The organism is Lysinibacillus sp. BS3 (assembly GCF_039614735.1).
GTDB lineage: Bacteria > Bacillota > Bacilli > Bacillales_A > Planococcaceae > Lysinibacillus > Lysinibacillus capsici.
In genome coordinates, this window is sequence record NZ_CP154860.1 from 2,351,944 (window position 1) to 2,377,367 (window position 25,424).

Annotated in this window: 25 protein-coding genes and 1 other RNA gene; 14 read left to right on the forward strand and 12 right to left on the reverse strand. The window is 35.3% G+C overall.

The window, feature by feature from the left end; genetic code table 11:
- Window positions 1-119: 119 nt before the first annotated feature.
- Window positions 120-1,082 carry a multidrug resistance efflux transporter family protein gene (locus tag AAJG31_RS11610; RefSeq protein ID WP_048393266.1) on the forward strand — a complete coding sequence of 321 codons (963 nt, stop codon included), beginning with the start codon at window positions 120-122 and terminating at the stop codon, window positions 1,080-1,082.
- A 261-nt stretch (window positions 1,083-1,343) separates the two neighbouring features.
- Here the strand turns inward: AAJG31_RS11610 and AAJG31_RS11615 are convergent, their stop codons facing one another.
- A complete protein-coding gene (locus AAJG31_RS11615; protein WP_054549066.1) occupies window positions 1,344-1,775 on the reverse strand; it encodes a DUF4395 domain-containing protein in 432 nt (143 codons plus the stop codon).
- Window positions 1,776-1,894: 119 nt separating this feature from the next.
- Here AAJG31_RS11615 and AAJG31_RS11620 point away from each other — a divergent pair, with 119 nt between their 5' ends.
- Entirely contained in the window at window positions 1,895-2,605 is a 711-nt protein-coding gene (locus tag AAJG31_RS11620; protein ID WP_036078049.1) for a hypothetical protein, read from the forward strand.
- A gap of 61 nt (window positions 2,606-2,666) precedes the next feature.
- Here the strand turns inward: AAJG31_RS11620 and AAJG31_RS11625 are convergent, their stop codons facing one another.
- Together AAJG31_RS11625 and AAJG31_RS11630 are read right to left on the reverse strand one after the other, a co-directional pair.
- Complete coding sequence (locus tag AAJG31_RS11625; protein WP_257961687.1) at window positions 2,667-3,350, reverse strand: GNAT family N-acetyltransferase; 684 nt, start codon at window positions 3,348-3,350, stop codon at window positions 2,667-2,669.
- 11 nt (window positions 3,351-3,361) lie between these two features.
- Window positions 3,362-4,474, reverse strand: a complete 1,113-nt coding sequence (locus AAJG31_RS11630) for a dipeptide epimerase (protein WP_004229770.1) — start codon at window positions 4,472-4,474, stop codon at window positions 3,362-3,364.
- Between the two features lie 80 nt (window positions 4,475-4,554).
- Here AAJG31_RS11630 and AAJG31_RS11635 point away from each other — a divergent pair, with 80 nt between their 5' ends.
- On the forward strand, window positions 4,555-5,796 hold the full coding sequence (locus AAJG31_RS11635) for a hypothetical protein (RefSeq protein ID WP_048393260.1): 1,242 nt from the start codon (window positions 4,555-4,557) through the stop codon (window positions 5,794-5,796).
- 55 nt (window positions 5,797-5,851) lie between these two features.
- On the opposite strand, the gene nhaC is transcribed toward AAJG31_RS11635, so the two are convergent.
- The 5 genes from nhaC to AAJG31_RS11660 form a co-directional block, all read right to left on the reverse strand.
- Window positions 5,852-7,300, reverse strand: coding sequence for a Na+/H+ antiporter NhaC (gene nhaC / locus AAJG31_RS11640; protein WP_048393453.1), 1,449 nt, complete (start codon window positions 7,298-7,300; stop codon window positions 5,852-5,854).
- Window positions 7,301-7,578: 278 nt separating this feature from the next.
- Window positions 7,579-8,688 carry an amidohydrolase gene (locus AAJG31_RS11645; protein WP_054549062.1) on the reverse strand — a complete coding sequence of 370 codons (1,110 nt, stop codon included), beginning with the start codon at window positions 8,686-8,688 and terminating at the stop codon, window positions 7,579-7,581.
- A gap of 204 nt (window positions 8,689-8,892) precedes the next feature.
- Entirely contained in the window at window positions 8,893-9,036 is a 144-nt protein-coding gene (locus AAJG31_RS11650; RefSeq protein WP_167444843.1) for a hypothetical protein, read from the reverse strand.
- Between the two features lie 200 nt (window positions 9,037-9,236).
- Window positions 9,237-9,788, reverse strand: a complete 552-nt coding sequence (locus tag AAJG31_RS11655; RefSeq protein ID WP_054549059.1) for a superoxide dismutase family protein — start codon at window positions 9,786-9,788, stop codon at window positions 9,237-9,239.
- 161 nt (window positions 9,789-9,949) lie between these two features.
- Window positions 9,950-10,714, reverse strand: a complete 765-nt coding sequence (locus AAJG31_RS11660) for a 3D domain-containing protein (RefSeq protein WP_279493750.1) — start codon at window positions 10,712-10,714, stop codon at window positions 9,950-9,952.
- 297 nt (window positions 10,715-11,011) lie between these two features.
- On the opposite strand from AAJG31_RS11660, the gene AAJG31_RS11665 reads away from it, so the two are divergent.
- The gene (locus AAJG31_RS11665) at window positions 11,012-11,197 is read left to right on the forward strand and encodes a putative motility protein (RefSeq protein WP_004229797.1); all 186 of its coding nucleotides are present in this window, start codon (window positions 11,012-11,014) and stop codon (window positions 11,195-11,197) included.
- Window positions 11,198-11,233: 36 nt separating this feature from the next.
- Complete coding sequence (locus AAJG31_RS11670; RefSeq protein WP_279493749.1) at window positions 11,234-12,394, forward strand: response regulator; 1,161 nt, start codon at window positions 11,234-11,236, stop codon at window positions 12,392-12,394.
- Between the two features lie 51 nt (window positions 12,395-12,445).
- On the opposite strand, the gene AAJG31_RS11675 is transcribed toward AAJG31_RS11670, so the two are convergent.
- Window positions 12,446-13,462, reverse strand: coding sequence for a GGDEF domain-containing protein (locus tag AAJG31_RS11675; RefSeq protein ID WP_279493747.1), 1,017 nt, complete (start codon window positions 13,460-13,462; stop codon window positions 12,446-12,448).
- 456 nt (window positions 13,463-13,918) lie between these two features.
- On the opposite strand from AAJG31_RS11675, the gene AAJG31_RS11680 reads away from it, so the two are divergent.
- The 5 genes from AAJG31_RS11680 to AAJG31_RS11700 all read left to right on the forward strand — a co-directional run bounded on the left by AAJG31_RS11680 (window position 13,919) and on the right by AAJG31_RS11700 (window position 21,266).
- The gene (locus AAJG31_RS11680; RefSeq protein WP_305210621.1) at window positions 13,919-16,777 is read left to right on the forward strand and encodes an ATP-binding protein; all 2,859 of its coding nucleotides are present in this window, start codon (window positions 13,919-13,921) and stop codon (window positions 16,775-16,777) included.
- Between the two features lie 120 nt (window positions 16,778-16,897).
- Window positions 16,898-17,587, forward strand: coding sequence for a response regulator transcription factor (locus AAJG31_RS11685; RefSeq protein ID WP_259949243.1), 690 nt, complete (start codon window positions 16,898-16,900; stop codon window positions 17,585-17,587).
- Window positions 17,584-18,570, forward strand: a complete 987-nt coding sequence (locus tag AAJG31_RS11690) for a HAMP domain-containing sensor histidine kinase (RefSeq protein ID WP_054549054.1) — start codon at window positions 17,584-17,586, stop codon at window positions 18,568-18,570. Before AAJG31_RS11685 ends, AAJG31_RS11690 begins: the two co-directional genes overlap by 4 nt.
- Window positions 18,571-18,673: 103 nt before the next feature.
- Window positions 18,674-19,435 carry an ABC transporter ATP-binding protein gene (locus AAJG31_RS11695; RefSeq protein WP_054549053.1) on the forward strand — a complete coding sequence of 254 codons (762 nt, stop codon included), beginning with the start codon at window positions 18,674-18,676 and terminating at the stop codon, window positions 19,433-19,435.
- Window positions 19,425-21,266 carry an FtsX-like permease family protein gene (locus AAJG31_RS11700; protein WP_279493745.1) on the forward strand — a complete coding sequence of 614 codons (1,842 nt, stop codon included), beginning with the start codon at window positions 19,425-19,427 and terminating at the stop codon, window positions 21,264-21,266. The genes AAJG31_RS11695 and AAJG31_RS11700 overlap by 11 nt, the downstream gene beginning before the upstream one ends.
- Before the next feature lie 417 nt (window positions 21,267-21,683).
- Here AAJG31_RS11700 and AAJG31_RS11705 read toward each other — a convergent pair whose 3' ends face one another.
- Complete coding sequence (locus AAJG31_RS11705) at window positions 21,684-22,124, reverse strand: hypothetical protein (RefSeq protein ID WP_112117181.1); 441 nt, start codon at window positions 22,122-22,124, stop codon at window positions 21,684-21,686.
- Window positions 22,125-22,296: 172 nt separating this feature from the next.
- Between AAJG31_RS11705 and AAJG31_RS11710 the strand changes: the two genes are divergently transcribed.
- Together AAJG31_RS11710 and AAJG31_RS11715 are read left to right on the forward strand one after the other, a co-directional pair.
- The gene (locus AAJG31_RS11710) at window positions 22,297-22,935 is read left to right on the forward strand and encodes a YfbR-like 5'-deoxynucleotidase (RefSeq protein WP_081010946.1); all 639 of its coding nucleotides are present in this window, start codon (window positions 22,297-22,299) and stop codon (window positions 22,933-22,935) included.
- A gap of 103 nt (window positions 22,936-23,038) precedes the next feature.
- Window positions 23,039-23,551 (forward strand): zf-HC2 domain-containing protein, encoded by a 513-nt coding sequence (locus AAJG31_RS11715; protein WP_259949233.1) that lies wholly within the window; start codon window positions 23,039-23,041, stop codon window positions 23,549-23,551.
- 52 nt (window positions 23,552-23,603) lie between these two features.
- Here AAJG31_RS11715 and AAJG31_RS11720 read toward each other — a convergent pair whose 3' ends face one another.
- A complete protein-coding gene (locus AAJG31_RS11720; protein WP_048393229.1) occupies window positions 23,604-23,942 on the reverse strand; it encodes a zinc ribbon domain-containing protein YjdM in 339 nt (112 codons plus the stop codon).
- A 247-nt stretch (window positions 23,943-24,189) separates the two neighbouring features.
- Here AAJG31_RS11720 and ssrS point away from each other — a divergent pair.
- A non-coding RNA gene (ssrS, locus tag AAJG31_RS11725) (6S RNA) lies at window positions 24,190-24,382 on the forward strand.
- A gap of 178 nt (window positions 24,383-24,560) precedes the next feature.
- Window positions 24,561-25,025: a hypothetical protein gene (locus AAJG31_RS11730; RefSeq protein WP_259949224.1), complete on the forward strand. Its 465-nt coding sequence runs from the start codon at window positions 24,561-24,563 to the stop codon at window positions 25,023-25,025.
- Window positions 25,026-25,047: 22 nt separating this feature from the next.
- Here the strand turns inward: AAJG31_RS11730 and ytxJ are convergent, their stop codons facing one another.
- Complete coding sequence (ytxJ, locus tag AAJG31_RS11735; RefSeq protein WP_279493742.1) at window positions 25,048-25,392, reverse strand: bacillithiol system redox-active protein YtxJ; 345 nt, start codon at window positions 25,390-25,392, stop codon at window positions 25,048-25,050.
- Window positions 25,393-25,424 lie beyond the last annotated feature (32 nt).

Below are 25,424 nucleotides of genomic sequence, written 5' to 3' on the forward strand. Positions count from 1 at the left end.
AATTTTCATAGCTACGAAGAGGGGTTTTTCCTCTCTTCGTAATTTTTTCAGCCATAATTACTGAATTTTCAAATTACATAAAGGGTTTGAGGTTATAAACTCAAATTGAGGTGATGTTTATGAAAGAAATTGCATTAGGTATTTTAGCTTCCCTTTTCTTTGCCGTGACATTTATTTTAAATCACGCAATGGAAATGCAAGGTGGTAGTTGGCTATGGAGTGCATCATTACGCTATTTTTTTATGCTCCCTTTCTTGCTTATCATTGTCTTTTATCGTAAGGGCTTTTCACAGCTTTCTGGTGAAATAAAAGCACAGCCTATAGCATGGCTACTTTGGAGCTTTGTTGGATTTGTTTTATTTTACGCGCCATTAACATTTGCTGCTGCTTTTGGTCCAGGTTGGTTGGTTTCAGGTACATGGCAGTTTACAATCGTTGCTGGTGTATTATTAGCTCCTCTTTTTGTATCGATCATTGCTGGTAAAACAGTGCGACAAAAAATACCTTTCATATCCTTGCTTATTTCATGCGTCATTTTAGTAGGTATTTTGCTTATACAAATACCTCATGCACAATCAGTATCGTTTAGAAGTTTAATGCTTGGTATTTTACCTGTCATCGTTGCAGCTTTTGCTTATCCTCTCGGCAATCGTAAAATGATGGAAGTTTGTGGGGGCCGAATCGATACTTTTCAGCGGGTGTTAGGAATGACCATTGCTTCAATGCCAGCATGGATCATCATAGCTATTTATGCCGTTCTTACAGTAGGACTACCCTCAGCAAGTCAAATGTTTCAATCATTGCTTGTTGGAATTAGCTCAGGCGTTATAGCAACAGTTTTATTTTTCATAGCAACGGATCGCGTAAGAGACCATCAAGGCAAGCTAGCTGCTGTGGAAGCAACTCAGTCAACAGAAATTCTTTTCGTTATTATAGGTGAGGTATTACTATTAGGAATTGCCTTCCCTAGCCCTATTGCACTTGCAGGTCTCGGAGTTATCATTGTTGGTATGCTATTACATAGTTACTATACAATGATTATCGGGAAAAAGAATGCTGTGCAACAAAACACAACTTCTTAGCAGTCCATTTTATGGGCTGTTTTTTTACAAAAAAAAAGACGACTCTATTCTAAATTTAGAATAAGTCGTCTGAGATTTTCACGTTCCCAAAAAATGAGGGGGGTTTTAGGAGCGTAATCATGAACTAGCAAACTTCTGGAGAAAAGTAGCTAAAGTTCATCCTCTCTACACTGTATTGTAGACGAGGAATAATCTTTATACGATAATGATAATCATTATCAATTAAAATGTCAATCATAATCTTATAATTTTTTTACTTTTTCAAAAAGATTTTTTTAATGAGCGTCGGTACTGCCATTGCTTCAACTGAAAATGTAAAAAACAGCCTATACAAAAGCCTGCTATTGCGATGGCCGATGCAATTGCAACCAGGCCAGTAAAGATATGACCAACAACCTGCCAATGTAACAGATAACCTAATAAACCAGCTGCTAAACAAAGGCTAGCAATACTTGAATTAAATTTTTGCTGCTGAGCATCCTCTGGTATATATGTAGATGGAGCCTTTGTTAAAAAGAGCTTCCCTACACGAAGTATCGGGTTATAGTTGCATAAAATACCTAGTAAATTTGCAGCTAGTGGAATTACTAATATCCAGGTAATTCCTGTTACCCATGATAAAATGACACTCAGAAGAATAGTCCACTGGTTCAGTCTAACAAGTGGTCTTGGAATTGTATGAAGTTGCGACACCCTAAAACCCACCTTTCTGATATGTTTAATGTATTTTACTACATGATATTCCATTTGTGAAGCAAAAATGATTACTTTATAATGAAGTTAACAGATGTTCAAAGGAAAAGAGGATAACTATGCCAGCTTTAACAATGGATCAAGTTCAACAATTAAACTCGTACAGTATTTATACAACTGAACCTAAGCGGACTTTATTTACTTTAGCTGATATACATAAAGACTTTTACCATCCTGATTTTTTAAACCTTATGATGGGTATAACAGATGCAGCAACAGAAACAGCAGCTATTTCTCACTTTGCACGCCGTTATGGGATGTTTTTTGCTATGCAATTTTATATGCTTGCCGCTTATGACGAAGTATGGGATGGTAAGCCACTTGAATTGCGTTTTGATGCTGCAAAGGAATTTAATAGCTTTACTGTTGCCATGTTTGCCAATCCAAATGATTGGCGCTACGTTGATGAAGATGAACGCCAAGCTGTTATTGAGAAAATTCTTTACGATGGCCATGTCATTGTCCAACAGCTTCGTAAAGTAACCTCCATCTCCCCCCTTACCATTTGGGAAAATTTCTTCGGCTATTTGCTATGGCATTATCATATATTATTATCTAATCCTGGCTTAGCCGATCAAGCCATGGAGGATATTGAGGCTTTAGAGGACCCAAAAACATGGGCACGCTTCTCCAATAAATCTTGGTGGGCACAATATACAGGTGGTCTTAGCCCGACTAATTTAGTCAACGTTCCTGTAAGAAAATCATGCTGTTTTTCTAAAGATATCCCTGGTTTAATGGCTTGTGGTTTTTGCCCAATGAAAAAATAATAGAGCCTTTTAAAAAAGCCTTACCCTCCACAAATTCATGTGAAAGGTAAGGCTTTGTGCTTTATTTTTCGTATACTACAAACCAACCGTTGTTTTCTTCAAACATAGACGTGCCAAGGAAACCTTGTTTTAAAAGTTGCTGTTGCGCAGTTGTGTCTCCCATCGATATCACTTGTTTTTCAGTAAAGTTCGGGGACATCTCTTGTCGTAAGTCTTTATAAAAAATATAACGAAGCTTATCTACATATTTAATTTTTAATCCTTTAATAACGAGGTCTTGCGAGAATTTATCCTTTAAGCTCGGAATATTATATGGCTTTACAGTGGAGCAAACATAATCGTATTTTTCTAAATCGATATTTTCCATCACTACTGTAGCTAATGTTTTCTGTAATCCGTAACCTCGATATTTTGGTGAAACATTCGATATTTCCTGATATAAAACACGTTGAAATTCGTTTTCTGCAATCCCACAATCATAGCCAAGGTGTTCTTCATCAATTGGCGGGTTTAACAGTGCACGAAAGGCGATTAATTCTTCCCCTACATAAGCACCTATCATCATTCCATGACCATTTAAAATATACTCAAATTCCTCTGTGCTTAAGGGTTGGAGGATACTTTGGTCTGCTAAAGCTTCATAAACCTCAACTTGTAGCTCTTCAATTTGTTGTAAATGTTGGAGTGTTAATTTTATAACAAAAAACGGTGTCTCACCAAGCATACCATCATAGATAATTTCCATATTAAGCCTCCTTAGGCTGTGACAACAGTTGAAAACTTACATAATTCCTGGATGACAGCTTCATCTACATCTACCCCTAATCCGGGTTTCTCATTTAAGCAAATAAATGGCACATCATAATGTAAGTTCCCAACATCCTTTGAGAATTTTAATGGACCCGTTAGTTCTACACTCGTCATTATCTTCTTAGAAAATGCTACATGGAAGCCTGCAGCAGAACCAACTGACGACTCTACCATGGAACCAACTTGACATTCAATTCCTGCCATTTCCGCCATAACAGCAAGCTTCATAGCAGGATAGATGCCACCACACTTCATTAATTTAATATTTACTTTATCTGCTGCACGCTTGGCAATAATTTCACGCATTTCACGTACGCCTCGTAGTCCTTCATCAATCATTAATGTTACATCAGACTTTGATTTAATTTCTACCATTCCATCAATGTCTTCGCTATCGACAGGTTGCTCTAGCCAATCGATATTTAAATCTTTCATAGCACGTAAACCTTGTAAAGTAGTGGCAGCATTACCCCAACCTTGATTTACATCCACTCGAATAGCAATGTCTTCGCCTACTCGCTCACGTACCGCTTTTATACGGGCTACATCACGAAGTACCTCTGTACCTACCTTCATTTTAAAAGAGCGATAGCCCATTTCTACTCGATTAGCTGCCTCTTCTGCCATTGCTTCAGGTGTTCCAATGCTTAGTACATGTGTGATTGGGAATTTTTCATGATAACGTCCACCTAAAAGTTGGTATACAGGCACACCTAAGGCTTTTCCAGCAATATCGAAGCAAGCAATATCGATCGCTGCTTTTGCTGCTGGTACATCTTTCACAACTTTATTCATTTTATCGTGTAGTTTTTCAAAGGCCATTGGACTTTCTCCAATAATAGCTGGGACTAGCTGATGTTTTAGTACAGCATATGTACTTTCCCATGATTCACCTGTTACATGTTCATCAGGAACAGCTTCACCATACCCTACCACACCTGTATCGGTAGTTACTTTTAAAATAATGGAAGGCATTGTATCATATGTAGCATAACTAATGATGAATGGATCAATTAGCGGTAAATGTATAGCAAAAATTTCTACTTGTTTAATTTTCATCGTAATCAGTCTCCTCTGTCGTTAAAGTTGTCGCTAATACGTCGCTAAATGTTTAAAAAAATAGAAAAGGAGTGATGTCCATGTCTACCAAAATAGCGATTATATGTTCAAAAGCATTTATGAAACGTATTATTAGTATCGCACAAAACATAACGGATATTCAATTAGAATTTTATCTTTACAGCCACCCCTCTGAAGCGCCTACTTTAATGAAGCAAATAAAACCGTGTGATGCAATATTATTCGGAGGAACGTTACCTTATCTACACACTCAATCATTACTTTCAGAAGTTCCAATACCTTGGAATTATATTAAGCAAGATGAAACAACCATTTCTACAACATTATTATCATTAGTAGCCAAACATGCTGTAGCTATCGACAGGATATCCATTGATGTAATGAATCCTGCATTCGTTGATAATGTTTTAGCAGAAATAGAATTTCATGGTCAAAAGCCACATGTTCAGCATATTTCGATTACTGAGCCAACTGAGAATATTTTAAAACGCCATATCGCCCTGTGGAATTCAAAAAGTATTGATTTTGTCATTACCAGTATTCATAGTGTATTTGATGAATTACAAGCACTTCAAATACCGTCAATGCGTATGTTAGATGCTACCAAATCTATTATTCAATGCCTTGAAGAAACAAAATCAAAATCACTATTAACCAAGTCAGAAGCTTTCAAGGCTGTAGTGGGTCTCTTAGAAATCCCTAAAAATACTTCCATTGAATCAACTGTTTTAAGTCAAATTGCGAAAGCTACCTTTTCAACTTTTAAGCAAATTTCAACGCATTCCTTTGAGCTATACACAACTGCTGGACATCTTCAAAATGCTCTCGAAAAGGAAAACTTAGAGCAGCTCATACAGCAAGTTGAACAACCTTTTAAGCTAGCATTTGGCTATGGCTATTCCATTTTGGAGGCCACACAAAATGCTCAGCATGCTTTAACATTTACTAAACCTTTTGAGATTTATATTCTTGATGAACATAAAAACTTATTAGGGCCTTTCCCTAATACAGAAGGTAAAATTTCTTTAAAAACCGATGATCCTTATGTTTTACAAATGGCTAAGCTTACAAGTTTAAGTCCATTAAATATTTCTAAAATAATCAATTTTAGTAACGAACGACAGTCAGCTCAATTTACATCTCAAAATCTTTCTGAATACCTCCAAGTAACACGACGTACTACAGAGCGTATTATTAAAAAATTAGTTGATAATGGCTATGTAAATATTGTTGGTGAAGAAATGACCCATCAACAAGGACGTCCTCGTAAAATTTATCAATTGAATTTTGCAACTTACTAAACTGCCTCATAAAAGAATTCTCGTAGATACACATGAATCTACGAGAATTTTTATTTTAGTCAACCATTACCAAATTATCCGTATTTTCAGCTTCTTGCGCCTTTTTACGCTTCTCAGCTTCTGCTATTTCTTCTGGCGTTAATTTAACAATAGCAAATCCAATATATCCATAGATAATAGAAATAATCGGTACAGTAAAGTTAAGAATTGCATATGGTGCATATTCCATTGCACTTACACCTAAAGTAGCTAAAATAAACACACCACAAGTATTCCAAGGGAAGAAAACAGATGTTAATGTTCCCCCATCCTCTAATGCACGAGAGAGGTTTTTAGAATGTAAACCACGTTGTTGATAGACACCCGCGAACATACGTGAAGGAACAACAATTGAGATATATTGCTCAGAACATGTTGCGTTGGTTGTTACACAAGCTGCAATCGTTGAAGCAATAAGACTTCCAGTAGATTTAGCAAACTTCACAATTACATTCATCAATGCCTTTAACATTCCTGAATACTCTAAAATACCACCAAATGTCATCGCTACAATCGTCATTGAAACCGTATTCATCATCGAGTCTAGACCACCACGGTTAAATAAATCATCCACCATGTGATTACCTGTTGAGATTTCAAAGCCTGCCTGTAATGCTTGTACAGCACTTGCAGCTGAACCACCTTGTACAAAAATCTGTAGTAAGAAACCTGAAACAATCCCTATAATTAAAGCTGGAATTGCTGGTACTTTCTTAGCTACTAATACAATAACCCCCACAGGAACAAGTAATAGTAAAGGAGAAATAACGAAGCTTTCTTCCATCACTTTTAAAGTTGTTAATATTTCTTCAGATTGCATTGAAACTTCTGCAAATTTTCTACCCATGAATCCAAAAACAACAAGTGAAATAATCAACGCTGGAATCGTTGTATAAAGCATATGCTTAATATGTGCAAACAGATCTGTACCAGTTAATCCTGCTGCTAGATTTGTTGTATCTGATAATGGTGACATCTTATCTCCAAAGTATGAACCCGAAATAACAGCACCAGCAATCATAGCCGCTGGAATACCCATACTTAAACCAATACCCATACCCGCGACACCAATTGTAGCCATTGTAGACCATGAACTACCAATAGCTAATGACACAATTGAACATAACAACATGATTGTCACAAGGAACCACGCTGGAGAAATTAACTTTAGACCGTAGAAAATCATTGTTGCTACGACACCGCCGCCAATCCATGCCCCAATTGTCAAACCTACTAAAATAATAATAACAATGGCAGGTAATGCCAGACGTATCCCTTTATACATCATCTCTTCAATTTCTGCCCATTTATATCCATGCATTTTGGCAACAATTGCTGCTACAGTTGTGCCAACAAGAAGAGGTACGTGAGGACTTTGCTCTAAAACAACTACTGTAATCAACATAGTAATAATCATAATTGCAAAAGTTAGTAGTGCCCAGCCCGCATTAATATCCTTTTTCATTTTTCCATCCCCTTTTTTTGCACCAAATCCCTTTTCGGTTTTTTCAAGACGCAAATAATTTTTTACGTTTTTTAGCTTAATATTCAAAAAATTAAAAGTCAACGCAAAAAATTTATGCTTCCCTAGCAAATCCCTTTATTTTAGCGTAATAAAACGCTTTCAAGTAGCAATAAAAAACAATGCAAACCCTTGAATATCCATGCATCATTAAAAATGTTCATGCAAAAAAGCTATATGAAAAAAAAGTTACATTTTTTCATATAGCTTTTAATATTTTTTTATTCAGGCTTTTTTTCTAATACACATGCAAGTACTTTCGCAGCATCAATTAAGGCACTACGATCAAATGTCATTTTAGGGTGGTGTAATCCTGGTGTTAAATTTGCACCAATTCCAATCATTGCCGCTTTTAATTCTGGCTTTTTAACTGTATAGAAATGGAAATCATCACTACCTGGTGTAGTTATTTCATCTGCTAAATGCCCTTCTCCCAAAGCCTCAATGATGGCATTCTTGGCCATGTTCGCAGCAGTTGGGGAAACTTCAGCACCTGGTGTGAAATCTATCCACTTCCAACTCATATCAATTTCAAATTGTTGCTGTATTGATTTCAGGCCAGATTCAATTTTACTGCGCAACAATTCAAGTTGTTGATTATGCTGTGCGCGAACATCCATTGAGAAACTAGCATTACCTGGAATAATATTTGTACTACCACCATCCGCAATGATTTTTGTTAACTTAGCAGAATGTGGTTCAAATGGTGATAAATGAATGCTGTGTAGCATTTGTTGCACGGCCATAATAACATCAATGGCATTTTTACCTTGATGTGGTCTAGCACCATGTGCATCTATACCTTGAATAGATCCCTCTAAAAAATAAGCAGCGCCATGATGAATCGCAGGCGAAACTTTGCCAAGTGGTAATTCTTCTATTGGTCTTAAATGAACACCAAATAAATGTGATACTCCATCAACCGCGCCTCTATCAAACGTTGCACATGCGCCATTTCCTAGTTCTTCAGCAGGTTGGAAGATGAAACGAATACGATGTTGTAAGGTGCGATCTTTCAGTAGTAATAATGCACCAAGAACCATGGAGATATTCGCATCATGTCCACACGAATGATTTGCTTGCCACTTCCCATCAACTTCCTGCCATAAGGCATCAATATCAGCACGTACTGCAACAATTTCATTACCAGTCCCAATTTCAGCTATTAATCCTGGTATATCACCTAATAAACGATAACTAACATGCAATTCATCCAGTATGGAAGCAATTTTTTTAGTAGTCTCAAACTCTTTCCAACTTACTTCGGGATATTGATGAAAATGATCAAACCATTGATAAATCGTTTCTTCTACTGTTAAAGCTTTCGACATAACTACACCTCTATACGCATTTTTGTTTCCCATTATACATGAATTTTTTTCAGAAAAGTACATATGTCTTCAGACCTAATACACTTATTTTAATCATATATTACATTCATATGCACTGGAAAAGCCATTTATCAATAGAGGTATAATATACAATGGGCTATGCTAAAAGTTAGTATACTTTCAACATAGCCCATCAAATTTTCATTATAAACTTGTAAAAAACCCTTCTGGATACTCTTCATACTGAATATTCACCATTTGCTCCTCATTTTTCTCTTCTTCTTCACGTAAATCGAATTCTTGATCCATTAAATACGTTTCAAACTTTGAATTTAACAACTTCCCCATTGTACCACTCCTTATTAATTGAATTTTCTGATAAAAGGATTATACAATAGATTTTTAGTAAATTGCAATAAATTATATACATTATGCATTATAACTATAAAACCTATCTCATTTTTAGATTGAACTATCGTATTTTTTCTATTTATTTACAAAATAAAAACTGCATCTTTTGACATTCAGATACAGTCTCACTTTTCATTCTATTGAATGGCTCCACAGGCTATTCTAGCTCCTGAATTACCAGCAGGATCTGTTTTATAATCATCCGCTGATTCATGAATGACAATAGCACTTCCATCACTATCTAATAGCGAATTTGGTTGATCTTTTTGTAAAGTTAACCCCTCAGCTAAAAAATTAAGATCCACATTGCCATCTTCACCAATTTCCAAATTTGGTAAGTCCCCTAAATGATAACCATTAGGATTTAGTTTACCATGTTCCTTGTTTGTTGGATTAAAGTGGGCACCAGCTGATTCAAATTTAGGTGGTTCACACTTTCCTACTTCATGAATATGGATACCATGTGTGCCTGGTGGTAAGCCTGTTAATGCGAGCGTCATCATAACCCCATTATCTTCCTCTTGAAGATATGCATTGCCATAGCTTTCATTATTTGCACCAATTACTTTTGCAGTAGCTGTTAAAGGGGTAGATGCATTGACAGCTACTTTCTCCTCTTTCTTATCGAAAAAACTGCAACCCGCAACAAAAATTAGTAAAGAAAGACTCATTAAGCTTATTTTTTTCATAAAAATACCTCCTCTCTTTCTGATGATTTCCAATTTCTTCAGTACTTATGCAAAATTAATCATTTACGATTCTATAATGGCTCCTATTTCATTTGAGCTTGAATAGGAAACTCAACCAAAGTAAAAGGGATTTCCCAAAGTTCGAGAAACCCCTTTCATAATTAATTTAAGATTTTTACCGTTACTGTTTTGACACCCCACTGAAGTGCTTGTCCTTCAGTAGGAATAAATACATCGATTTTATTTCCTTTAATAGCTCCACCTGTATCAGCAGCGATTGCTTCACCATAACCTTCCACCCAAACCTTCGTACCAAGTGGAATAACCCGTGGATCTACAGCGATTACCTTTAAATTAGGATTCGACCTTATATCTGTTCCATTTGCTGTAATTCCTGAACAGCCTTCACAATAGGCTGTATACGCAGTCGCACGCATTGTTAATGTTTTACCAGAGACAGTTGCTGGAGCACTTGCTGGTTTTGTTTTGGCAGGTGCAGCAGGCTTAGCAGCTGTTGCAATCCCCTCGGAAGTTTTTGGTTTTGGTTTTGCAGCTGAAGCTTTAATAGCTATCGATTCACCAGCTAAAATCAAATCTGACGCAAGGTGATTCCATTTCTTCAAATCATCTACAGTTACATTATTAATACGAGCTATTGAAAATAAAGTATCCCCACCTTTGATGACATATTCATCCCCCGATGGTTCTTCTGCTTTTGACGTGTCTTTCACTAAGTCTTGCTCTGGGTAAAACCATAATGAATCCTTTTCATTTAATTGCTGGAACTCACCAACTGTTAAATTATAAATTTGCGGGAGTGCCCATAGTATATTGCCTGGCGACTTGTCCTTAGCAAAGGAAGGACTAGCATAGAGACTCACACCAAATGTCAATACTACCGCTAAAGCTAATGCTCTTTTCTTCATGTTTAGTAATACCTCCATCATTTTATTATTTGTTGCAAATCTGTTGCTAGCACACTAGAGTTAAAAGCTCTATATATGTAAGCAACCATAAGTTTGCAAATTAATAACTCAGGACTAGCTACCTGATATTAGGAATTATTACTATAAAAACGGAAAAATATACAATTTCAATTAATTTTTTAGTAATTTAATCAATTTATTGCGTATAAACTATAATTTAGTAGGTCTGTTTAGGACTTTTTTATATTAGATATTTGCTATATTTAGCCGATAAAAAAAGAAAAGGAGGGAATAAAAATGGAAGTTAATTCACTTATGTCATCCCAGCTGATGGAACTCCAACAAACAGTACAGATGAGTGTCATGCAAAATGCTCTTAATTTAAACACAACTACTGCAATTGAATTACTGAAAGAACTACCTCAGCAACAAACAGCTCCTACTCACCCATATAAAGGATCCATAATAGATATCTCAATCTGATCATACAGCCATATTTATCTAAAGGAGGTTCCTTATGTGATTCGGGTAATTATCGTGGACGATGAGCCATTAGCTCTGGTTAGTATGAAAAAACATTTAAATGAATTTGATAACATAGAGGTCATTCGAACTTTTACTACTGCAAAGGATGTATTGAAAGAAGGACCTACCTTAGACTTTCAAGTAGCATTTTTAGACGTTGAAATGCCAGGTATGAGCGGATTAGAAGTAGCACAACTGTTAAAAACATGGGATAAAAATATCTGTATCATTTTTGTAACTGCCTATCGAGACTATGCTGTTCAGGCATTTGATGTACAATCACTTGATTATTTATTAAAGCCAGTTTCAAAATCTCGTTTAGAGATAACCATTAACAGAATACAAAAGCTATTCCAAAAAAATCTATCATCGGAGAAAACTCGAACGCATCAAAAGCCTATGCTTCAAATCAGATGCTTTGGAGAGTTTGTCGTTTCTTTTGATGAAAAAGTAATTCATTGGAGAACAATTAAAAGCAAAGAATTGTTTGCCTTTCTATTTTTACAGCTTCATATGCCCGTACCTCGTGATAACATTTTAGATTCACTTTGGAGTGATACGGATGTAAAAAAAGCCAGAGTACAATTGCATACTACTGTCTCCTACTTACGTACAACACTTTCATCTTATGGCTACACGGATGTCATTGAATATGCAAATGGCTGCTATATTTTGAAACTAAACGATTTTCAATGTGATGCCTTTGATTTGGAGGATATCTTAAATACCAAAGCTGAAACAGGACGATTAAATATTGAAAAAGCTGAGGAACTCATCCAAAATTACCATGGTGAATTTATGGCAACAATGGACTATGCATGGACTACTAGTAAAACAAATTTGATGAATAAACAATTTAGTCAACTACTTGATGAATTGATACTTTATTACTCTAAAAATCAGAACCTTAAAAACAGAGAGCGTTCATTGTTATTTGCTTTAGAGTTTAATCCGTATTCCGACAAAATCGTGCAACAATTAATCCAACATTATACTGAAATTGGAAATCGCGCAGAAGCTATAAAAATATACCATTCTTTTAATAGCCTTCTATTAACAGAATTAAATGTGTCACCATCTCAGGAAACCACAGAACTTTTTCAAAACGTCTTACATGCACATGAAAAAGAGCATGAAACAAGCGTTTACCCCTAAAGACATGAAAAACATGCTAGCGTCCAGTGCTAGCATGCTTATATAGTTTAATTATTTAACAATCATTTGTCTCATATTACTTACAACACACAAACAGTTTCTTCCAGATTTTTTAGCCTTATACAAAGCATGATCTGCAATTTCTATCAGTTGATTGGGACTTTGGACATTTGGTGTAAAAGCCGTAATTCCAGCAGACATTGTCACAGGTCTTCCACACACAGTTTCTTGTAAAGCTTGTTTAATTCGGAGACTTTCCGCTAATTGGACTGCATCCTCTATATTCATCGAAGGTAAGATGACCATAAATTCTTCGCCGCCAAATCTAAAGCATAACCCCTGTTCCCCGACACTGCTCTGCATAGTAATCGCAAAGGCTTTTAAAACTTCATCTCCTACAGTATGACCATATGTATCATTTATACTTTTAAAATCATCTAGATCTATTAAGATAATGGCATGAGGAACCTTATCAATAATTAATTTGTGTAAAATTTGATCCATTCTTCTGCGATTAAGAATCCCTGTTAATGAATCTAAGTTCAACTGCTCTGTTAAGTCATGGATTTTACTTTCCGAACAGATCATCATATTTTGAATATTCTTTTTCAATAAATTTACCTCATTATACCAATCAGCAATTTCCTCAATCCCTTGTGCTCCTTCATCTACTTCAATTCTTTTCGATAGCTCTTTGAGAGGCTGTGTAATTTTAATAGCAAACCAAATAGCAAATCCCATTATAGTCGCTATAACTATTATGATTGGCCCTAGGACTTTTTTAAAAAACAAATTGAAGGACACTATTCTTTCATCAAGTAAAGTATCAACCATTTGTTGCGTATACAGCTTTAATGAATGGTCATCTGTCTTAGCATCTTGTAAATAGCTTTCCGTAATTGTCGAGACTTCCATTACATAAGTTTCTTGTATATTTGTTTTATGTTCCTTCAAAATTTCATTGAAATTACGATAGCTAATCCAAATACTAATACTAGATGTCATGAGGACAACAATAGTTGTCATACTAATAATAAGAAACGATAACTTTAACTTGAATTTACCCACAATAGATCATTTCTCCCATTGAGATGTTTTTTCGTTAATCTTATCTATGTTTAAATTTTGATATACTTATTCAATCATCATACGTCAAACCTCTTAAAGAAAACTTAAACACTAATGATTTTTTCCTCCTTCAATTTAAAAGGAAAAAATCGATAGTACTACTAACTCCAAATTGTTCTATTTATATAGGCTTAAAGCATTCTTTTATTATCCATTATATTTTCTTTTTTCCAATTTCGTGGCATGGTAGATAGAGATTATTAGGAGGGAAAAATTGCTGTGTTGAGAAAAGCTTCTACCCAACATCTACTTATTATAATTGCCATTTTTATAGTCCTTACTTTTCTAAGGTTATTATGGTTAAACTATTTCCTCCCCTCTACACATCAACCTAGTGCCAAAGATGGTGTGGTCCACATAAACAATTTGACTACATCGGAAGAAGAAGTTATTTCCTTGGATGGAGGATGGATTTATTATCCTGGACAATTTGTGAATTCTGAAAATAAGGGAGGTAACAAAGAGAGTCATAGCAATACGTATAATACCCAAAATATTCCTGCGTCAAAAGATGAGCGAACGACTCAACCCTATGGCACTTATCAGTTAAAAATTCTGCTACCAAACAATTTAGATAATGATCGATATGCCATTCGTATACCTGCTATCTCAACTGCATCAACCTTATATATAAATGGAAAGCTAGTAGGAAAATCAGGCAAAGTAGCAGATAATGCAGAAGACCATGAAGGTCAAGCTTCACCTTATACTGTTTATTTTACTAATACACAATCTGAAATTAATCTCATACTTCATGTATCTAATTTTGATACACCTACAAGTCCTATTATTAATAAAAGGATTTTATTTGGCACTGCGTCAGCGATGACGCATCATCAATTAATTGTAGGGCTATCTCTTTCAACTATTGTAGTTATGCTAATCATATTCTCTCTTTTTAGCATACTTGTATATTTGTTCATCTATCGAAAATCTATCGTTTTACTTTTCACATTTGGTTTTCTTTTGCCTTTAGCAGATGAATTAATTACGTTTGATCGCTCCCTACTGGATTGGTTGCATCTGAATTATGTATGGTCCTATAAGCTTTCTTCTATTATTTTTCTAGGAGCCTCCTTTTTCTTTGTTCAGTTTATGAGAGTCCTCTTAGTCAAATATCACAACACTAAAACATTTCAATGGATTTTTGCTTGTTATGTTTTAAATGCAATACTCACGATTGTTTTACCAATGACATGGCTGATACCTACGAAGAATATTTTCTTCGTACTTTATCTAGTATCCTTTCTTTACGTAGTGGTACTGGCTCTTAGAGAGTATTTAGAAAACCAAAAAAGGAGCTCTGCTTTTATTGCACTAACAGCTATCGGCACCACAAATGGTATTATATGGGGTTTCATTAAATCTGTTTACGTATTCGATATTCCCGTTTATCCATTCGATTATTTATTTATCATGCTTGGTTTTTCTAGCTATTGGTTCAAACGTTTTCATGAGAACTCTCAGCAAATTCAAAACTTAGTGACTAAACTACAACACGAGGATGCTTTAAAAGATGAATTCCTTACAAGTAATGCAGAAAAACTTTGGAGTCCAATGAATAGGATGATTACCCTAGGTCAATCCATTTATGACAACCCACATAACAAACTTGTTACTGAAGATGAAAAAAATCTTAAACACCTTATCGATATAGGTAGAAGTATGTCCTTTACGTTAAACAACATACTGGATTTTACTCGTTTAAAAGAAGGAGATTTACATCTCCATACACAAAGTGTAAATCTTCAAGGTGCTGTTTATGGAGTTTTCGATATCCTCCGCTTTATTGCAAATGGTAAACAAATACATATGGTATCTTTAGTACCTCCAAGTTTCCCAAATGTATTAGCCGACGAAAATCGCCTTATTCAAATCCTATTTAACATTTTGCATAATGCCCTAAAGTATACAGGTGAAGGCTCTATAGAAATTATTGCTCGTGAAGAACAGCATATGGCTATTATCCACATTCGTGATACTGGACAAGGCATGGACAATTTTGTACAAAGTCTTTTGTATTCGCCCTATGAACAGGGCCAAGAATATGATGAAGGCATTGGTATTGGCCTACTTATTTCAAAAAAACTGATTGAATTACATGGAGGTACGTTAAATATACAATCTATTCCTAACAAAGGTTCGAATGTTTATTTTACATTACCTCTTGCAGATGAAAGTAGACAAAAGGAATACGCAACCTTTAATGCACAAGCTAAAACTCAGCTATCCACAAATGAACAAGAGTTATCCATGGTGTCAGATAAGCATTTCAGGATCTTAATGATTGATGATGACCCTATGAATTTAGCAACGATGAAAAGTATATTTTCGATCTCTGAATACGAAATTACTACTGTTACAACCAGTGAGAAAGCTCTAGCTCTGATTCAGCAAGAATCATGGGATTTAGTAATTGTTGATGCAATGCTTCCGTATATTTCAGGCTATGCTGTAATTCAAAAAATACGAAAACAATACTCATTGCTGGAATTACCTATCTTATTATTGACGATAAGAAAGCACCCTGAAGATGTTTATACAGGCTTTGCCTATGGTGCTAATGATTATGTAACAAAACCTATTAATGCATTAGAGCTAAAAGTAAGAAGTCGAGCTTTAATTGATTTAAAATATAGTATTCAACAACGTCTACATTTAGAAAGTGCTTGGCTGCAATCTCAAATCCAACCACACTTCTTATTTAATACACTTAATACCATTGCCTCACTTAGTACTATTGATACAGATAGAATGATCGATTTAATGCATCACTTTGGTGAATATTTACATGCCAGCTTCGATGTCAGAAATCTTCAAAGAGTAGTACCACTACAGCATGAGCTCGATTTAGTTCGTTCGTATCTTTACATTAAACAGCAGCGATTTGGTGAATTAATTCAGATTGAATGGGATATTGATGAAACGATACAAATTGAAATTCCTCCAATTTCTTTACAAACGTTAGTTGAAAATGCCATTCGACACGGTATATTAAAGAAAGAAGAAGGCGGTACTGTTTGTATTCGTATTAAAGATTTCACAACTTATGTATCCATTAGCGTAATAGATGATGGTGTGGGAATTAGCCCCACTCTATTAGAGGAATTGCAAGAAGATTACAAAGGGACAAGCTCTGGTATAGGAATAAGAAATACAAATCTACGACTTAAAAGAATTTATGGCCAACAATTACAAATTCAAAGTACTATAAACCAAGGTACAAATGTTACTTTCCATATACCTAAAGATTAAAAATCGGAGTCATTACAACGCCATTTTTGTAGTGACTCTTTTCTCAAGTTTCCAATTACATATAGATTTTTCGAAATGAGGGTACAGTATACATATAGAATAAAGGAAGGATCGATAGGTATGTACAAAATATACATAATAGAAGACGATGCAAATATAGCTTCACTGATTGTCGAGCACTTAGCTAAGTATCAGTTTGAATGTTTTACTGTACAACAATTTCCACACATTATTGAAGAATTTAATACTATACAACCACACCTGGTCATTATGGATATCAATCTCCCGACTTACGATGGCTATTTTTGGTCACGGAAAATCCGTCAACTCTCAACATGTCCCATCATCATTGTCTCTGCCAGAGTAAATGATATTGATCAAGTATATGGAATTGAAAATGGTGCCGATGATTTTATCACAAAGCCCTTTTCATTGGATGTCCTCATGGCAAAAGTAAATGGACTACTTCGGCGTACCTATGGTGAATATGCTTTTACCGAGACAACAACCATAACTATAGCCAATACTACATTAAATCCAGATACAGTTCGTCTTCAAACAAAAGCCAAAGAGAGCCTGTTAACGCTAAAAGAAATGCAGCTTAGTAAGTTATTATTCGAAGCTTACCCTAATGTAGTGCCGCGTCAAAAGCTTTTAAGTGCTATTTGGGATGATGAAACCTTTGTTGAGGAAAATACTTTGTCTGTGAATATTGGTCGATTACGTAGAAAATTGGAAGCCGTACACTCTAAACTTGAGATTAAAACGATCCGTGGTCTTGGATATCAATTAGTGGAGGAAAGTGAATGAAGCTATTCTTTCGAGATCATCTTAGTATCATTATTCTCTATAGCATAAGCTTCCTCCTATTACCTTGGATAATTCATGTATTAGATGACCTATCCTCACACTATGCCTACTTTATTTTTCTTGTCAGCTTTCTATTTATTCTGTGGCTGCTTGGTCGTTATTATCGAAGAAGAAAGTTTTATCATCATTTACAAAAAAATATCAACACACAGGATGATCTTCATTTATTTGAACCACGTGCAGCTATTGAGCAATACTATAGTGAAAAACTAAGGCAAATACAGTATTTATTTTTAACCCAACAGCAAAGATTGGAAGAACAAGCACATGAGAAGCAACTAGTTCTATCACATTTTGCACATCAAATGAAGACACCTTTATCTGTTATTCAATTAATCGTTCAAGCTACACCCAACAAGACCACTGACGAATTGCAGCAATGGTATACCATCAATAAAGAGTGCAATAAATTGACATTTACCCTCAATCAGTTATTAACGTATGAGCGCACATCTCATTTAGTAGCTGATTTAAAAATTGAACCTATTATTTTAAAAGGACTCGTGCAAGAAGTCATCAATGATTTGAAGGATTTCTTTATCATAAGAGAAGTTTTTCCAAAGCTGACGTTCGCTGAAGACCAAATCATTTATTCAGATCGAAAGTGGTTAAAAATTGTACTTTATCAAGTATTAAATAACGCCATTAAATATAGTGAAATGGCAAGCACCATTCATATCCATTATGACAACACGGCTTTGCACATAAAAAATCTTGGTGAGACGATCCCTACTAGTGAAATAGCACGAGTCTTTGATTTATTTTATACAGGTATGAAGGGGCGAACGAGTGGTGAAGCAACAGGTATAGGCTTATATTTAGTGAAAAAGATTTTAACTACACTAGAGCACCCCTTCACTTTACAATCTTCTGAGCATGTCACTACTTTTTCCATTAATTTTTCAAATAGTCTTAAAAAATGAAGATGACAAAGTTGTCATCTTCACGTCATCAAGAGAAATAGGTTATGTGCCGCTCCTTTTCTATACTAAAGTTATCTAATGAGCATAAAGGAGTTGTTTTAATTTGGGTAACACAATACTACAAGTAACCAATTTGCACAAGGAATACATCGGTGAGATCACCTATAAAGCGTTAAACGGTATCGATTTTCAGCTACAGCAACAGGAATTTGTAGCTGTCATGGGACCTTCAGGTAGTGGGAAAACAACATTTTTAAATAGTGTATCCACTATTGATCGTCCTACCGCTGGCGATATCTTCATAAACAATCATAATCCTTACGCATTAAATGATGAGGAGCTCGCCAAATTTAGACGCTCTGAACTAGGTTTTGTATTTCAGGATTTTAATCTTGTGCATACATTAACAGTGAAAGAAAATATTTTATTGCCATTAACATTAGATAGCATACCTGCTTCAAAAATGCTTCAACGTTTAAAGGATGTCGCTCAATTTCTTGGTATCGAGGAACTATTGTCGAAACGTATTTATGAAATTTCAGGTGGACAAAAACAACGAGTAGCTATCGCTCGTGCCGTTATACATGGGCCAAGTTTATTGTTAGCAGACGAGCCTACTGGAAACTTGGATTCAAAGGCTGTCAATGATGTCATGAACTTATTTTCCTCAATTAATCAAGAGCTTGATACGGCTATTCTCATGGTGACACATGATCCTTATGTAGCAAGCTTTGCCAATCGCATTATTTTTATTAAAGATGGGAAATTATATAACGAAATACATCGAGGCAACAACCGTAAGCATTTTTATCAGGAAATTATGGACACGCTTGCTTTTCTAGGTGGTGGACAGCATGAGCTTTAATCATATTGTGATTCAAAATATTTTACGTGACAAATGGACGTATGTTTCTTACTTCTTGAGTAGTATGTTTTCTATTATTATTTTCTTTCTATTTTCTGTTATCGTCTTTCATCCAAATCTGAAAAGCCTAGATCCAAACTCTACACTTGGAATTTCTTTAATGCTAGCTAGTATGCTCGTTTATTTATTCTCTTTTATTTACATTACCTATTCAATCACAGCATTTTTACGTAAGAAGACCAAGACCTTAGGAATATTTATGATTACTGGGGCTTCCATGAAGCAGATTCGTAAGCTGGGCTTCCGTGAAAATCTGTTGATTGGCATTTTAGCTATTCTGGCGGCTATCGTTCTCGGCCTTGTTATTACACCTCTTTTCTTAATGGGTGCAAAAGTCATTTTAAAGGCAGAAACATTTGGTATGTACATCCCTCTTCAAGCAATCAGCATAACCATAGGATTATTTCTGATTTTATTTGTTGTAATATCGACAGTTGTTACGAGGTTCATTAATAAAGAAGCGTCTATCCAACTTTTAAAAAGCGATACAGTTATCGAGAAATCTATTAAGCCTCATTATGTGTTATTAATACTAAGTATTTTGATGTCTGCCACTTTAGCTTACTTGCTAAAAATCGAGCATTCCATTGTAGACACTTTAAGTGTCCTTTATTATCTGTTATTTTTTATTAGCATTCTTAGTACGATTTATTTAGTTATTACACAAGGATTTCGTTTGTTTTTAAAAATATATGAAAAGTCTCCTGCCTATCTTCAAAAAACAAATATGCTTTTGGCGTCCAATTTAAATGCAAAAATGAAATCACATGCAAATATGCTGTTTCTAATTACTATCCTATTAAGCGGTGTCTTTCTATGTACAAGTATTTTATTTAGCTCTTATTACAATGTAAAAAAGACTAGTGAAGAAAATTATCCATATAGCTTTCAATATATTGCTGATCCAAAAGCTGATGACAACATGGTAAAGGCTGATCTTGATTATCTTGAAGATACTTTATCAACGGTTCAAGCCCACAAGTATTTTATTGAATTTAAATCAAAGGAAGATCAACGCATTGGCTATATGGCGTTATCGGATTATAACCTGATCCAGCATCAGGACAACAAACTAAGTAAAGATGAATTTATTGCCGTCGCTGGCAGTCGAGATGTAGCGCCTACAACAAACAATGCCAGCGATCTGTATATAAAATCTTTAAAACTAGCCAGCACCCATGAGCAAAATCTGCTATCTACTGGCTTCCAACAAAGTTATTTCATTGTACCTGATGACATTTACAAAACCATTGACTACCCTGTTTATAAAACGTATATCTATGAACTGGAAGATTGGACAGCCCACACAGATTTGGCAAAAATTATTACCAGTGACTTACCCTCTTTACCTGGAGAACGTTATGTAACATCCAAAATTGATTTATATAACACAGAGATGTTTGTTAAAAGTGTCATGTTCTTTATCGGCTCCATGTTAAGTCTAATTTTCTTAAGTGCAGCCATGAGTATATTGTACTTCTATTTACAAACAACATTACAACAAGAGAAGGAAAAGTATATTGGTATACGTAAGTTAGGACTTTCTAGAAATGAATTAGCTACCATTATCACTAAAGAATTGGCGATTCTTATTTTTGTACCATTCACCATAGCTATTACACTCTTGCTAATTACACTTTTGGCTATACAAACAATGGTTTCTACAGCATTTTTACAAGTTTCCATAGCTAGCTCTTGTTGTTTCTTTGTGCTTTTCCTCATTAGCTATGTATTAATTCGAAAAAGTTATTTTAAACGCTTAGTAAGCTAAAAAATCGCACTCCTTAAGGGGGGCGATTTTTTCATAGTGTTGAAAAACAAACCAATTAATAGAATCTTTATGAAAGGCTTTTAACAAAGTTTTTCAAAAAAAGTGAAGGTGTTAACTACTCATTTTAGTGTGGAGTGTCGTCACTCATCACTTCTCCCCATTGAAAATAAAAGCCCTAATTCAAATAATGGGCTATTTGATCGCTACTGCCGCTAAGGGAAAAACACTTCTGTAGAATGGTTGATTGGATAGAAGCCAGCGTCACTCCTAGGGGATTTAGCGTCGCAGATGAGACCTTGGAGCGAACGTAAGTGAGTGAAGCGGCTCATCGGACGCCCCCTGGAAAGGACACTGGCGGAACGCAAATCAACCTCAGCCTTGTGAAAAGGTCTGTTTCTGCAGATGACATTATCTTTTTTACCAAAGAACGGGCTTTGCTACCATCAGCCATAGCATAATAAGCAATAATACTATATACATCCAGGTTTTACGATGCAACAGTGAAACAAATTGTAGATGATTAAATGCTGGTGTGTTAAAAGTACGCAACGTCGGTTTAAACGCCCTTGCTAGAAATACGATCGATGCAAACATCACGAGGAAGGTTAATACAATCCACGAGGTATTCCAATGATAGCCCGCATGCCACATTAACAAAATACCAGAGGCTACTAGTACATGCCCTGAATGTTTGACCAGCGTAATGGACCCCTTAAAGGCTTCTATATATGGTGGCATGTCATCCATGGAAGCTATGCGCATTTTTTTTACAATGGTTAGCACAACGAACAAAGGCCCAATCGAAAGAATAGCACTTAAAATATGTATATAAAGAAGAAGTGTATAAATGGAAAACATACTGTGTACTCCCCTTTTCATCAGTCCCCTTCATTATAGCATTCAAGCTGAATTTACTTTATCAGCAATTGTGAATCCTTTGTAAACACAGCCTGAATCATTGTTAAATTGTTTGAAAAACGTATAAAGAGGGTATTGTTTATAGTAACATGCACTTATAGAACAAAAAGGAGTGATTTTTATAGGTATTCACCAATTTTTTACAAGCCTTAATGATTTAGAGCGTATTATTCGTTGCCCAGGTCGCTTCAAATTTGAAGAGCACAACGTGGCAGCCCATTCTTGGAAAGTGTCACAATATGCGATGTTTTTCGCAACGTTAGAAGAAATGCACGGTGCAACAGTTGATTGGAAATCTTTATATGAAAAGACAATCAATCATGACTTTGCGGAAGTGTTTATTGGTGACATTAAGACACCAGTAAAACATGCTAGCCCAGAGTTAAAGCAAATGCTCGCACATGTGGAAGAAAAGATGATGGAAAAATTCATTATCAATGAAATCCCTCAAGAATTTCAGGCTATTTTCTTTGAACGGATGAAAGAAGGAAAGGATCAGACTTTAGAGGGTCGGCTACTTGAATTTGCGGATAAACTCGACCAGTTTTATGAGGCTTTCGCAGAATTAAAGCGTGGTAATACTGACAAAGAATTTGTCTATATGTATCAATCAGCCCTTTCAAAACTGTTGGCAATTCCACTTGAAGCGACCGTCCACTATTTCCGCACAGAAATTTTAAAGGATGCAGTAAAGGAAAAAACACATATCGATATTCAAGCATTAACAAATGAAGTATTAACATCAAACTAATAGGGTGCATGTACAAGTTTTCCGATTGAAAAATTCACGGAAGGCTTTTTTTATTTTCCGCAAAAAGTCGTATAATGAGGAGAGATTGAATGGAGGGAAAGTATTGTCACAGGAATGCTCAATTATAGAGGATTTAATACCTCTTTATAAAAAACAACTGCTTCAAGCATCAACAATAGAATTTGTCGAAAAGCATCTAACAACTTGTCAGCAATGTCAGCAGTTTGTAGCCAATTCATCAACTCAGAACGCATACTTACCCATGAAAAGAACAGTATCCTTTTTTCATATCATATTTATTGTATTATCCTTTATGTTTGCCATTAACTCGTCCTTACTTGGCAATCAAAAGGGCTTTGTCATCTCATATGCTCTTTTCGGCTGTCTTTCTTACCTTTTCTATAAAAACATCTGGATTGTTTTTATCATAAGCTCTTTGCCTGTATTCGTTTGGGCTATCATTAATAATCTTAATAATGAGCTCTATATTACAATCTTTTCTTTAACTGAAATAGGGGCGCTTGTGATTGGAGCTGGCTACATCGCACTTTTACATACCATTTTCGCTTTAATTGGCGCAGCTTTTGCCATTCTATTACGTAGGGTTTTTCAATAAACAAAAAAGCACCTTTGAACTTTTTTACCAAAGTTGAGGTGCATTTTGTTTGTTAGGCCTTTTTCACAAATTCTGATTTTAATTTCATGGCACCAAAGCCATCAATTTTACAGTCGATATTATGATCGCCTTCCACTAGACGAATACTTTTTACCTTTGTCCCAATTTTTAAAGTGGAAGAACTGCCCTTCACCTTTAAATCCTTAATAACAGTAACTGAATCGCCGTCAGCTAACAGATTACCATTTGCATCTTTTACAATAAGTGCATCTGATTCCTGTTCAGTTGCGTCCATACTCCATTCATGCGCACATTCTGGACATACATAATTTGCTCCATCCTCATATGTATATTCTGAATGACATTTTGGACAATTTGGATAAGCTGCCATTTTTGCTTCCTCCTTTTATATTTTTACTAGGAAAATCCTCTTTATGCTCCTATCTTTACATAGTCGACCTTATTTAGCAAAGGTTGTTCGTATTTTCCGTTCGCATTTGTGAAAAAAATATGAAACATCAGCACCTTTTTGAAGGTAGTACAAGATGTTTATAACGCTATTTGGAACACTTGCCCATTGACTAATTTGCCATTATCATCTTACTTGCATGTTTATCAATCATGCTTTATTATATCCATAAAGGCTGCATTGTTCGTATAATATTAAGTTTTAACCTTTAAGCTGTAAAAGGGAGTTTTATTATTGGAGTTGGAATGACGGGCCTCACACTACGGTGCATGAGGATAAGCAGGAAAACTTCTGCGAACACCCACTTTGAGGAGTGGTGGTTTAAAACTTTCTATAATAATTACGGCATACGCGGCTTTTTATACATGATTGATACAGCACCTTAGCTATTTAGGTTAAGGTGCTTTTTTATATTCAACCTATTCTCCTCTTCTCCTTATTCAATCACTTCCTAACCATTCATAAAAAGTAAGGACAACCTTCTTGTATTTTGTATAATTCCCTCCCATTTTGCGCATAGATGGAGTAACAAGGGAGGTTATGACATTGAAGAAAATAATTTATCTATTGGTTTTTATTTCACTACTGTTAGTAGCTTGTGGAAAGAGCGCTGAACCAAAGGAAGTGGCAGTCGATCAAAATACGAATGTTGAAGATATTGTAGGCGCGATTGTGAAAAACGAATTCTCTGTTGATGAATCGAAAGACGGTGTTGTCACAATTTCCATTCAAGATACAGATGTAACAGAAGGATCGAAAAGCCAGATGCTAAAGGATTCTACTAAAATTTTCGCTGATTTGTCCAAATTAAAAAATGTGAAGACACCTGCTATTACTTGGTATGCTCCTCTCACTGAACCTGATGGGGACAAAACAATGACCGAGGTTTTGAATATTTATTTTAGTGAAGAGGATTTTCACAAAATAGACTGGGCCAATTATCTACAGGTCGATATCGAGTCTAGCGCTACAAATTATCATGAAGATGAGGCTTTAGAAGATTAATCACATAAAGATACCCCACAGCCTATTGTGGAGTATCTTTTTTTACATATTGTTCTATAGCTTTTTCTAAAAGAGAGTGCTTTATTTTGTAGTGAGTTGCTTGCCAAATTCCTTTCCCACCCTGCAGGATTATTAGTTGAGGAGATTCGTGCTTCACTTGAAGATCACAGGCAATAGCATTTGAAATTACCCGATCCATTTGTACAATGACAAGATATTTAGGCAATTCCGTTTGTAATTCTTTATATTCCTTTAATGCTGAAATACTACTTATACATGTCATGCTAATTTTTAACACAATACAAGGTTTGAACTTCGATTGCTCTAAAACCTCGCACCATTTGTTTAATGTCTTTATTCGTTGCATTTAGTAACCCCCTAAAAAGAGTATATACTACA

Bases quoted from the DNA above. Each gene is read 5' to 3' on its own strand.
- AAJG31_RS11610 (WP_048393266.1), top strand. From the start codon at position 120: ATGAAAGAAATTGCATTAGGTATTTTAGCTTCCCTTTTCTTTGCCGTG.
- AAJG31_RS11620 (WP_036078049.1), top strand. From the start codon at position 1,895: ATGCCAGCTTTAACAATGGATCAAGTTCAACAATTAAACTCGTACAGT.
- AAJG31_RS11625 (WP_257961687.1), bottom strand. From the start codon at position 3,350: ATGGAAATTATCTATGATGGTATGCTTGGTGAGACACCGTTTTTTGTT.
- AAJG31_RS11630 (WP_004229770.1), bottom strand. From the start codon at position 4,474: ATGAAAATTAAACAAGTAGAAATTTTTGCTATACATTTACCGCTAATT.
- AAJG31_RS11635 (WP_048393260.1), top strand. From the start codon at position 4,555: ATGTCTACCAAAATAGCGATTATATGTTCAAAAGCATTTATGAAACGT.
- nhaC (WP_048393453.1), bottom strand. From the start codon at position 7,300: ATGAAAAAGGATATTAATGCGGGCTGGGCACTACTAACTTTTGCAATT.
- AAJG31_RS11645 (WP_054549062.1), bottom strand. From the start codon at position 8,688: ATGTCGAAAGCTTTAACAGTAGAAGAAACGATTTATCAATGGTTTGAT.
- AAJG31_RS11650 (WP_167444843.1), bottom strand. From the start codon at position 9,036: ATGGGGAAGTTGTTAAATTCAAAGTTTGAAACGTATTTAATGGATCAA.
- AAJG31_RS11655 (WP_054549059.1), bottom strand. From the start codon at position 9,788: ATGAAAAAAATAAGCTTAATGAGTCTTTCTTTACTAATTTTTGTTGCG.
- AAJG31_RS11660 (WP_279493750.1), bottom strand. From the start codon at position 10,714: ATGAAGAAAAGAGCATTAGCTTTAGCGGTAGTATTGACATTTGGTGTG.
- AAJG31_RS11665 (WP_004229797.1), top strand. From the start codon at position 11,012: ATGGAAGTTAATTCACTTATGTCATCCCAGCTGATGGAACTCCAACAA.
- AAJG31_RS11685 (WP_259949243.1), top strand. From the start codon at position 16,898: ATGTACAAAATATACATAATAGAAGACGATGCAAATATAGCTTCACTG.
- AAJG31_RS11690 (WP_054549054.1), top strand. From the start codon at position 17,584: ATGAAGCTATTCTTTCGAGATCATCTTAGTATCATTATTCTCTATAGC.
- AAJG31_RS11700 (WP_279493745.1), top strand. From the start codon at position 19,425: ATGAGCTTTAATCATATTGTGATTCAAAATATTTTACGTGACAAATGG.
- AAJG31_RS11705 (WP_112117181.1), bottom strand. From the start codon at position 22,124: ATGTTTTCCATTTATACACTTCTTCTTTATATACATATTTTAAGTGCT.
- AAJG31_RS11720 (WP_048393229.1), bottom strand. From the start codon at position 23,942: ATGGCAGCTTATCCAAATTGTCCAAAATGTCATTCAGAATATACATAT.
- AAJG31_RS11730 (WP_259949224.1), top strand. From the start codon at position 24,561: ATGACATTGAAGAAAATAATTTATCTATTGGTTTTTATTTCACTACTG.
- ytxJ (WP_279493742.1), bottom strand. From the start codon at position 25,392: ATGCAACGAATAAAGACATTAAACAAATGGTGCGAGGTTTTAGAGCAA.